Raw genomic sequence first — 11,683 nt, forward strand, 5'->3', positions numbered from 1 at the left:
TTTCATCGCTGCCGGAAGTCCGGTCCGACGAGCATCAAGGAAGAGCCGATGAACTTTGCCCAGGTGAACAGCGACGCAGGTCCCGCTGCGACGACGGCCGACGACATCGCCGGACTTGTGCGCGCCGTCCTCGCCGAACTACTGGGCACACGCCCGGAGTCGGTGGCCCTCGACCGGCCTCTGCGTGAGATCGGACTTGACTCCGCCCAGCTGATGAAACTGGTCGTCATCCTGTCCCAGACCCTTGGGCGGCCCGTACCCAGCTGGGTCGTCTGGCAGTACCCGACCGTGGCCGCACTCGCCGCCCACCTCGCAGGCGACACCTCTTCCGCCGCGGCCCACCACGCGCCCGCCCGGCCGGGCACGGCGCAGGCGGCCGAGCCCGTCGCCATCATCGGCCTCGGCTGCCGGCTGCCTGGCGGCGTCGAGACCCCCGACGCCCTGTGGCAGGGCCTGCTCAACGGCCTGGATGCCGTACGGGAGGTCCCCCGCGACCGCTGGAACGCCCAGGAGTGGCTCGACCCCGACCCCCGCGCGACCGGCATGATGAACACCCGCTGGGGAGGCTTCCTCGACAACGTGGCCGACTTCGACGCCGGGCTGTTCAGCATCTCGCCCGCCGAGGCCCGGCAGATGGACCCGCAGCAACGGATGGCGCTGGAGAGCACCTGGGCCGCCGTCGAGGACGCCCGGATCGTCCACGGCGACCTCGCGGGCTCCCGTACCGGTGTCTTCCTCGGCACCATGGCGCAGGAGTACCACCTGGCCACAGGCGCCGACCCGGCAGCCATCGGGACCCACTCGGCGGTCGGCTGGGACAACTCGATCATCGCGGCGCGGATCGCGTACACCCTCGGTCTGCACGGCCCCGCCCTGGCCGTCGCCACCGCGTGCAGCTCCTCGCTGACCGCGACACACCTCGCCGTCCAGAGCCTGCGCAGCGGCGAGTCCGACCTTGCCCTGGCGGGCGGTGTCAATGTCCTGCTGCACCCCAACACCACCGTCGCCATGACCAAGTTCGGCGGCATGAACCCCGACGGGCAGTGCCGCGCCTTCGACGCCGACGCCGCCGGCTACGTACGCGGCGAGGGCTGCGGCATCATCGTCCTGCGCCGCCTGTCCGACGCACTCGCCGCGGGCGACCGCATCTACGCCGTGATCCGGGGCAGCGCCGTCAACAACGACGGCGCCTCCAACGGGCTGACCGCACCCAACCCGCAGGCACAGATCGAGGTGCTGCGCCGGGCATGGCAGAACGCCGGTATCGACCCCAGGGACGTCGCGTACGTCGAGGCGCACGGCACCGGTACCCCGCTCGGCGACCCCATCGAGGCCGGGGCACTGGGCAGCGTCTTTGCCGAGGGCCGCCAGGAGGCCCTGCGGATCGGCTCCGCCAAGACCAACTTCGGCCACCTGGAGCCCGCCGCCGGCGTCCTGGGCCTGATGAAGACCGCACTCGCCCTGCACCACGGCGAACTCCCCGCCAGCCTGCACTTCGACACCCCCAGCCCGCACATCGACTTCGAGGCCAACCGGCTCGAGGTCGTCGCCGCCCGCCAGGGATGGCCGGGCGACAAGCGCCGGTACGCGGGCGTCAGCGGCTTCGGGTTCGGCGGCACCAACGCCCACGTCGCACTCGAAGAGGCTCCCTACCGCAGACGGCTGCTCGTACCGCTGGCCGCCGACAGCGAGGAAGAGCTGCGCGAGACCGCGGCCACCCTCGCCGAACGGGCCAGGACCGGCCGCGCCTGGTACGCACCTGAACTCCTGGCGGCCGGCACCGGCGAGCAGCGCGTCGTCGCCGCGGTCACCGACCACCACGGTCTCGCCGACGCCCTGCAGGCCCGTATCGACGCCCACACACCGCGCCCGTCCGGCGCGGCACGCCCCGAACTCGCCTTCCTCTTCTCGGGACACGGCGGACAGTGGCTCGGCATGGGCCGCGACCTGCTCGCCGAGCCCGCCTTCCGGGCTGCGCTGGAGGAGTGCGACCGAGCCGTACGCGCGGTCGCCGGCTGGTCCGTGACCGAGGAGCTGCTCGCCGACGCCGACAGCTCCCGCCTCGACGCCACCGACGTCATCCAGCCCCTGTTGTTCTCTCTCCAGGTTGCCTACGCCCGGACCCTGCAGGCCTGGGGCCTTGAGCCCACCGTCGTCGTCGGACAGAGCGTCGGAGAGGTGGCCGGAGCGGTCGCCGCCGGGGCACTCTCGCTGGACGAAGGCGCCCGGGTCATCACCCTCTGGTCGCAGCTGTGCGCGGAACGCGCCTCGGGACACGGCACCCTGCTGGTCGCCGAACTCCCCCTGGACGAGGCGGAGCGCCTCGCCGCCGAGACCTGCGGCGAGGTGTCCGTCGCCGGGCACCTGTCACCCGGTCAGGTCTGTCTGTCCGCCCCGGCCGCCGCCGTCGACTCACTGGAGCGGACGCTCGCCGAGCGGGACATCCCCACCCAGCGAGTCAACATCGACTATCCCGCCCACAGCCCGCAGATCGCCTCCCTCGGCCCTGAACTCGCGCGCCGCCTGGGCACCGTACGCACGCGCCCCGCCGCGGTGCCGATGTGGTCCACCGTCACCGGCGGCTTCGTCGACGGCACGTCCCTCGACGCCGCCTACTGGGTACGCAACATGTGCGAGCCCTTCCAGGTGGTCGAGGCCGTCACCGAACTCACCCGCGAACGTGACCTGCGGATCGTGGAGATCGCCCCGCACCCCGTCCTGAAGTACTCGGTCCGGCGCACCCTGATGGCACACCACGACGACCGCTCCACGGTCCTCGGCACCGGACACCGGGGCCGCCCGGCCCGCCAGGCGCTCGAAGACGTCGCCGCACGCCTGTGGTGCGACGGCTTCGACCTCGACTGGGGCGCCGTGACCGGCCGCCCGCAGCGCAGCGCCTCCACCGCGCCGGTGGTCCTCACCGTGTCGGGCAAGACCGCCGCGGCCCGCGGCCACAACGCGGCTCGGCTTGCCGAATACCTGCGGGGCGCCTCCGCCGCAAAGCTGCGCGATGTCGCCTACACCGCCGCCAACCACCGCTCCCACCTCGAACAGCGGGCCGTGGCCGTCGCCGCGTCCGCCGACGAGGCGGTGGATGGGCTGCGGGCGGTGGCTGAGGGTGTGCCGCATGCGGGTGTGGTCGAAGGTGCGGCACTGGCCGGGGGTGAGCTGGCGGTGTTGTTCACCGGGCAGGGCAGTCAGCGGATCGGTATGGGGCGTGAGCTGTATCAGTCGTTCCCGGTGTTCCGGCAGGTCTTCGACGAGGTGTGTGTTGCTCTGGAGCCGCATCTGCGGATGCCGTTGGCGGCTGTGGTGTTTGCCGATCCTGATGGTGTGGATGCCCCGTTGGTTCATGAGACGGAGTTTGCGCAGCCTGCGTTGTTTGCGTTCGAGGTGGCGTTGTTCCGGTTGTGGCAGTCGTTCGGTGTGGAGCCGGAGGCGGTTGCGGGGCATTCGGTGGGTGAGCTGGTTGCTGCGCATGTGGCGGGTGTGCTGAGTCTGGCGGATGCTGCGCGGTTGGTGGCTGCGCGGGGGCGGCTGATGCAGGGTTGTGAGCCGGGCGGGGTGATGGTGTCGTTGGAGGCCTCGGAGGCTGAGGTCGTGGCGGTGCTGGCGGGAGCCGGGGGCCGGGTGTCGATCGGTGGGCTGAACGGGCCGGCGCAGACGGTGGTCAGTGGTGATGAGGCGGCGGTCGCGGTGCTGGTGGAGCATTTCACCGGTCTGGGGCGCAGGACCCGTCGTCTGGAGGTGTCGCACGCCTTCCACAGTGCGCATATGGATTCGATGCTGGCCGATTATGCGGCTGTGGCGGCCAGTTGCTCGTTTGCGGCGCCGCGGATGTCGCTGGTGTCGAGTGTTGACGGTTCTGTCATGGGGTCGGGTCTGGCTGCGGGTGAGGGGGTGCGTGATCCGCGGTACTGGGTGCGTCAGGTTCGGGAGGCGGTCCGGTTCCTGGATGTGGTGCGGACTTTGGAGAGTTCTGGGATCGGCCGTTTTCTGGAGTGCGGTCCGGCCCCGGTGCTGTCGGCGATGGCGGCGGGCTGTGTCACCGGGGAGGGTGCGGTTTTTGTCGCTTCGCAGTCGCAGCGTGGGGGTGAACAGGCTGATGAGAGCCGGGACATGTTCCGGGCGGTGGGCATTCTGCACACCCATGGGCAGAGTCTGGACTTCACGCGGATCCTGCCGCCCGGCAGCACCACCGCACCGGTCGACCTGCCCACCTACGCCTTCCAGCGCGAGCGCTACTGGATCGACGGCGCAGACCGCCCATCCCGCCACCACAGCAGCACGGACGACGCCCTGTGGCAGGCCATCGGCAGCGGCGAGGCCCAGCGCCTCGGCGAACTCCTGGGCGTCACCGACGACAACGCGGCCGTAACCACCCTGCTGCCCTACCTCGCCACCTGGCGCGAACGCCAGGACCAGGCCGCCGACATCGCCGACTGGATGTACGAGGAGAGCTGGCAGCCGCTCACCGCCCCGCCCGCCGCCCCCGCCGTCGACGGCCACTGGCTGCTGGTCGGCCCGACTGCCGCCTCGGGGCTCGCCGAAACCCTCGCGGACGCCCTGACGGAGGCGGGCGCCTCCGCGCACATCCTCTCGGCCGCCTGTGACCGCACCGGATACGCCACGCTCCTCGCCGACCTGAGCTCGGCGCTCGGCGACAAGACGCTGTCCGGCGTCCTCGCCCTCACCCCTGTCGACGAGACGCCGCACCCCGAGCACCCGGCCACCACCACCGGCATCGCCCAGACCCTGGCACTCGTCCAGGCTCTCGGCGACGCGTCGGTCCGCGCGCCGCTGTGGCTGATCACACGCGGAGCCGTGCGCGCCCACGACAAGGACCCCGCGCCCCGCCCGAACCAGACCGGCGCCTGGGGACTCGGCCACGTCGTCGCCCTGGAACACGCCAACCGCTGGGGCGGGCTGATCGATCTCCCCGCCGGCACCGACGCCGACCCGGCCGACCCCGTGGCGGCCGCCGCACTGGCAGCAGCCGCCCAGCAGCTGCCCGCCGTCCTCGCCGCACAGGCCGACGGTGAAGAACATCTGGCCCTGCGTTCCACCGGCCGCTACGTGCGCCGTCTGCACCGGGCAGCCCCCAGTACCGTCACACGGCCCTGGTCCCCCCGCGGCACCGTGTTGATCACCGGAGGCAGCGGCGCGCTGGCCGGGCACCTCGCCCGCAGCCTCGCCGACCGCGGCGCCGAGCATCTCGTCCTGGTGTCCCGGCGCGGACGCGACGCCGAAGGCGCCGAAGAGCTCATCCACAGCCTCGAGAAGGCGGGCGCCCGCGTCACCCTCGCCTCCTGCGACGTCACCGACCGCCGGCAGCTGTCGGACCTGCTCGTCGACATCGCGTCCGACGAAGCACCGCTGCGTGCCGTCTTCCACACCGCGGGCCTCCTCGACGACCGGTTCGTCGACCGGCTGGACACCAAAGCCCTGGCCGCGGCCGCCGCACCCAAACTCGGGGCCGCCCGGCTGCTGGCCGAACTCACCCGTGACCATGAGCTCGACGCCTTCGTCCTGTACTCGTCCGTGATCGGCACACTGGGCAACATCGGCCAGGCCAACTACGCCACGGCCAACGCCTCACTCGACGCACTGGCACACCAGCTCAGCTCCGAAGGCATCCCGGCCGTCAGCATCGGCTGGGGACCCTGGGCCGACGGAGGCATGACACACGGCGCCGCGGAAACCCAGCTGCGCCGCACCGGCCTCACCCCGATGGCCGTCGACCGGGCCCTGTCCGCCCTCGACGCCGCCCTGGCCACGAAGCGGTCCGCTGTGATCGCCCAGATCGACTGGGACCGGTGCGCCACGTCCTATACGCAGGGCAGGAACCGGCCCTTCCTGGACGAGATCACCCAGGCGCGCGCCGCCCTCACGCAGCAGACCGCCGATTCCCCGGCCGGTGACACCAACCCACTGCGCCGGACCCTGCTGGAAGTCGCCGAACCCGACCGCGAAGCGCATCTGCGCCGTCTGCTGGCGGCCGAGGCTGCGGCGGTACTCGGCATAGAGGATCCCCTCTCGCTCGACCCCGAACGAGGATTCAAGGACCTCGGCTTCAACTCGATGATGGCAGTCGACTTCGCCGAACGCGTCCAGCGCCGCACCGGCGTCACCACCCCCAGGACCCTCGTCTTCGACTCCCCGGACCTGAGCTCCGCCGCCCGGTGGCTTCTCGCCGAACTCGCCCCCACACCCCCCGTCGCCCTCCCGGCCCCAGCCGGCACCGGCACCCGCGGCGGCCACCGCGGCGACGAACCGCTCGCCGTTGTCGGCGTCGGCCTGCGCATGCCCGGCGACGCACACGACCTCGACAGCCTCTGGCAGGTCCTCGCCGAGGGACGCGACACCGTCAGCACCGTCCCGGCCGACCGGTTCGACATCGACGCCTACTACGACCCGGACCCGGATGCCGAGGGCAGCACATACGCTCGCCACGCCTCCTTCCTCGGGGACGTCGCTTCCTTCGACGCGTCGTTCTTCGGCATCAGCCCGCGCGAGGCCGAGCCGATGGACCCGCAGCACCGGCTGCTCCTCGAAGCGGCATGGCACTCCTTGGAGGACGCCGGCATCCGGCCGCGTGAGCTGCGGGACTCCCGCACCGGTGTCTTCGTCGGCGCGGGCGCGGGCGAGTACGGCAAGTACCGCCACAGCGGCGCACCCGACACCTACACACTGACCGGCGCCCTGTCGAGCTTCAACGCCGGCCGTCTCTCCTACCATCTCGGCCTCCAGGGACCCGCCCTGTCCATCGACACGGCCTGCTCGTCCTCGCTGGTCGCCCTGCACCTCGCCTGTGAAGCACTGCGCAACGACGAGTGCGAGCTCGCCCTGGCGGGCGGCGTCCAAGTCCTCGCCGACCCCGGCATGTTCGTGGCGCTCAGCCGCTCCCACGCTCTCTCGCCGGACGGCCGCAGCAAGGCTTTCTCGGCCGACGCCGACGGATACGGGCGCGGCGAAGGCGTCGGCGTCATCGCCGTGATGCGTCTGTCCGACGCGATCGAGCAGGACCGCAACATCCTCGGCGTCATCCGTGCCACCGCCGTCAACCACGACGGCGCGAGCAGCGGCATCACCGCCCCCAATGGCACCTCCCAGCAGAAGGTCATCCGCGCCGCACTCGACTCGGCCGGGCTGTCCGCGGCCGACGTCGACTACGTCGAATGCCACGGCACCGGTACGTCTCTGGGTGACCCGATCGAGGTGCAGGCCCTGGACGCCGTGTACGGAAAGGGCCGTGAACCGGGCCGCGAACTCGGGCTCGGCACGGCGAAGAGCGTCATCGGACACCTGGAGTCGGCAGCCGGTATCGCCGGTGTGTGCAAGATGCTCGCCTCCTTCAAGAACGACGCGCTGCCCGCCACCATGCACAGCTCACCGCGCAACCCGAACATCGCCTGGGACCGGATGTCGGTCCGTGTGGTCGACGAGTTCACCCCCTGGGCGCGGGAGGAGGGTCGTCCGCGTCGGGCGGGTGTGTCGTCGTTCGGTCTGAGCGGCACCAACGCACACGTCATTGTGGAAGAGGCGCCGGTGCGGGATGGGGGCGAGGCTGCGGAGGCGGTGGCTGAGGGCCCGTATCCGGTGGTGGTGTCGGGTCGGGATGTGGGGGCGTTGCGGGAGCAGGCCGGTCGTTGGGCGTCCTGGTTGGAGGGGCATGCGGGTGTGCCGTTGGCGGGTGTGGCGGTGACGGCGGCTCGTCATCGGACGCATTTTGAGCAGCGGGCGTGTGTGGCTGCCGGGTCGGTGGCTGGGTTGGTGGATGGGTTGCGGGCGGTGGCTGAGGGTGTGCCGCGTGCGGGTGTGGTGGAGGGGGTTGCGGGGCGTCGGGGCCGGGTGGTGTTTGTGTATCCGGGTCAGGGTTCGCAGTGGGTGGGGATGGGTCGTGAGTTGTTGGCGGGGGGTGGTGTGTTTGCGTCGGTGGTGGATGAGTGTGATGCGGCGTTGAGGCCGTTCACGGGCTGGTCGGTGCGGGATGTGCTGGCTGGGGTGGAGGGTGGTCATCCGCCGTTCGACCGGGTTGATGTGGTGCAGCCTGCGTTGTTTGCGATGGGTGTGGCGTTGTCTGCGGTGTGGCGTTCTTTGGGGGTGGAGCCTGCTGCGGTGGTGGGTCATTCGCAGGGTGAGGTGGTTGCGGCGGTGGTGAGTGGTGCGCTGTCGCTGGAGCAGGGTGCGCGGGTGGTGGCGTTGCGTTCTCGTGCGGTGTTGTCCTGTGCGGGGCAGGGCGGGATGGCGTTGGTGGGGCGTCCGTTGTTGGAGGTGGAGGGGTTTCTGGCTCCGTATGGGGATGCGTTGTCGGTGGCTGCGGTGAATACGGCGGGGTCGACGGTGGTGTCGGGTCGGGGGGTGGAGCTGGCGGCTCTGGTGGGGGAGTTGCAGGGGTCGGGTGTGTTTGCGCGTCTGATCAATGTGGATTATGCGTCTCACAATGCGCAGATGGATCCGCTGTTGCCGGGGCTGGCGGAGGGCTTTGCGGGGCTGGTGCCGGGGGAGACGGATATTGCGTTCTATTCGACGGTGAGTGGGCGGGTTGCCGGGGGCCGGGAGCTGGACGGGGGGTATTGGTGCCGGAATCTGCGGGAGCCGGTGCGGTTCGACCGTGCGCTGGAGGGTCTGCTGGATGACGGGCACACGGTGTTCGTCGAGATTTCCGCGCATCCGGTGCTGTCGATGCCGCTGACCGATGCCGGTGCGGACCGTGGTGGTGTTGTCGTCGGTTCCCTCGCCCGTGACCGGGGAGGCATGGAACAGCTGCTGCACAATGCGGGGCTGCTCCACACGCACGGACACGAACTCGACTGGGACCGGATCCTTCCCGCCACTGCCGGCACCGGGCTCGTCCCGCTGCCCACCTACGCCTTCCAGCGCGAACACCACTGGATGGAGACCAGGAAAACCTCCAACGACGCCGGCTCACTCGGCCTCGATTCCTCGCAGCACCCATGGCTCGGCGCCGCGACCCCGCTCGCCGACAGCGACAGTCATCTTCTGACCGGACGGCTCTCGCTCGCCGACCATCCCTGGCTGAAGGACCATGTGCTCTTCGACCAGGTCCTCGTCCCCGGCACCGGGCTCCTCGAACTGGCCGTCGCCGCCGCCAATGAGGTCGGCTCGGCAGGTGTCGCCGAACTCACCCTGGCCGAGCCGCTGATCATCCAGGACGCGGTACGGATCCAGATCACCGTGCAGGCGGCCGAGAACGGGCGGCGCCCGATCACGATCCACAGCCGCCCGGAGAGCTCGCACACCTCGCCCGCCTCGTCGCACGCATGGACCCGCCACGCGAGCGGCGAACTGATGGAAGCGGCCACCGATCCTGCCGTAGTCACGGCCGCCGACACCGCCGCCTTCGGCGAGCTCGCCCGGTGGCCTGTCGAAGGAGCCCAAAGAGTCGAACTGGACGGCCTGTACGACCGATTCGGCGCCCAGGGCATCGACTACGGCCCCGCATTCCGCGGCCTCAGCGAACTGTGGCGCAAGGGCGACAGAGCCTATGGCGTCGTACGCCTTCCCGAGCCCGGCACGGAGGCCGGCTTCACCCTGCACCCCGCCCTCCTGGACACCGCCCTCCATGTGATGAAGGGCGTCACCGCCCCCGGGGACGAGCCCGAAGGCGCTCTGCTGCCCTTCGAGTGGAGTGACGTCCAGCTGTACGCCATCGGCGGCGGCGAGCTGCGTATCCGTATCGACGTCGAACCCACCGGGACAGGCCAGGTGATCCGGGCCTGGGCCGTAGACGCCACCGGGGCGCCCGTCGTCAGGATCGGTCAACTTCATCTGCGCCGTGCCACCGTCGCCCAGCTGCGTGCCGCCCGCACCCTGGGCACCGACAATCTCTACCGTCTCGGCTTCCAGCCCCTCGCCGCCACCGCACCGGCCGGCGCAGCGGCCGAGATCGTGCTCGGCGGCACGGGACACCTGGCCACGGCCCTGGGCGCCGAGCACCTGATCGGAACGGACGCGCTGTCCGCCCGGCTCGACGCACACCCGGCCGCCCCCGCCCGTATCGTCGTCGACGCCACTGGCTGGCCGCCCGTCCACAGTGCGCCCGAGGCCGCGTACAGGGCGACCGAACACGCACTGTCCGTACTCCAGGACCTGCTGTCCGACGAGAGGCTGGAGTCGACCGAACTCGTCTGGATCACCCGCGGCTCCGTCTCTGCGGCCGACGGCGATCGCGTCGACGGACTCGCGTACGCCCCGCTGTGGGGTCTCTTGCGCTGTGCCCGCTCCGAGCACCCGGAGCGCACGCTGCGCACGGTCGACCTCGGACCGGACGACAGCGACCGCGCCCTGCTGGCATCCGCGGTCGCCGTCACCGGCGAGCCGGAACTCGCCGTACGTGACGGCCAGGTGCTGGTGGCCCGGCTCGTACGGGCCGAGGAGCCGGCGAAGGACACCACGGTCCGGCCGCTCGACCCGCGGGGCACGGTCCTGATCACCGGAGGCACCGGCGAGCTGGGCCGGGAAGTGGCACTGCGCCTCGTACGCCGCCATCAGGTCCGCCACCTGGTCCTCACGTCCCGGCGCGGCGCCGACGCGCCCGGCGCCGAGGATCTCGTACGCCGGCTCACCGACGAAGGAGCCGAATCTGTACGGGTGGTGGCCTGCGACGCCGGTCGCCGCGACGACCTCGCGCAGGTCCTCACCCTGGCCGGCGAGGACCGGCCCTGGACCGCGGTCCTGCACCTGGCGGGGATCCTGGACGACGGCCTCGTGGTCACCCAGGACGCGGCGCGGCTCTCCCGCGTGATGGAGCCGAAGGTGCGTGGCGCCTGCTACCTGGGCGAGCTGACCGCAGGTCTCGACCTGGCAGCCCTCGTGCTCTTCTCCTCGGCGGCAGGCACCGTCGGCACAGCCGGCCAGGGCATCTACGCCGCGGCCAACAGCTACCTCGACGCGTTCGCCGCCCGCCTGCGCACCGAGGACCGCCCGGTCACGAGCCTCGCCTGGGGCCTGTGGCACCAGGCGGGTGTGGGCATGACCTCCCATCTCGGCCGGGCCGACCTGGACCGCATGCGCGGGCAGGGCATCGCCCCCCTCTCCTTCGAACAGGGCCTGGGACTGCTCGACACGGTCCTCGGGCGGCCCGCCGACAACTTCGTTCCGGTACAGCTCGACCTGCGCGCGGCACAACGGGAGGCCGACCAGGGCAATGCGGCACCCGCCCTGCTCCGTTCCCTCGTGCGGGCCCGGCTGCGCAAGGTGGGCAGCGGTACGGCCCCGGACCGGCAGGGTCTGCGCGAGCAACTGATCGCCGCACCCGAGGACCGGAGGCCGGAAATGGCGACGGACCTGGTGCTGCGCGAGGTGGCCGGGGTGCTCGGCCTCGCCGGGGCCGGGTCCCTTGCCCCGAACGAGGTGCTCAAGGGTCTCGGGCTCGACTCACTCATGGCGGTGGAGCTGCGCCGCAGGCTGTCGGCGGCGACCGGTCTGTCACTGCCCGCCACGCTTGCCTTCGATCATCCGACGCCCGAGCACATCGCCAGGCTCATCCTCGCCCGGATGGATCTGCCCGTCCCCGAGGCTGCGGGGGAGCGCAAGGCTCCCGGACCGGAGCTCACCGAAGAAGCGGCCGGCGAGGAGAAGTCGGTCGACGAACTCAGCGCGGAGCTGGACATGTTCCTCGCGGAGGCCGGGATCGACCTCGGCTGAGCCTCCACCTGCC

General features: G+C 71.3%; 1 protein-coding gene. It reads left to right on the forward strand.

Features of this window, described 5'->3' with window-relative positions; translation table 11 throughout:
* Positions 1 to 48 precede the first annotated feature (48 nt).
* The gene (locus tag OG966_RS38110) at positions 49 to 11,670 is read left to right on the forward strand and encodes an SDR family NAD(P)-dependent oxidoreductase (protein WP_326654682.1); all 11,622 of its coding nucleotides are present in this window, start codon (positions 49 to 51) and stop codon (positions 11,668 to 11,670) included.
* Positions 11,671 to 11,683 lie beyond the last annotated feature (13 nt).

This window comes from Streptomyces sp. NBC_01750 (assembly GCF_035918095.1).
In the GTDB taxonomy this organism is placed as follows: Bacteria; Actinomycetota; Actinomycetes; order Streptomycetales; family Streptomycetaceae; genus Streptomyces.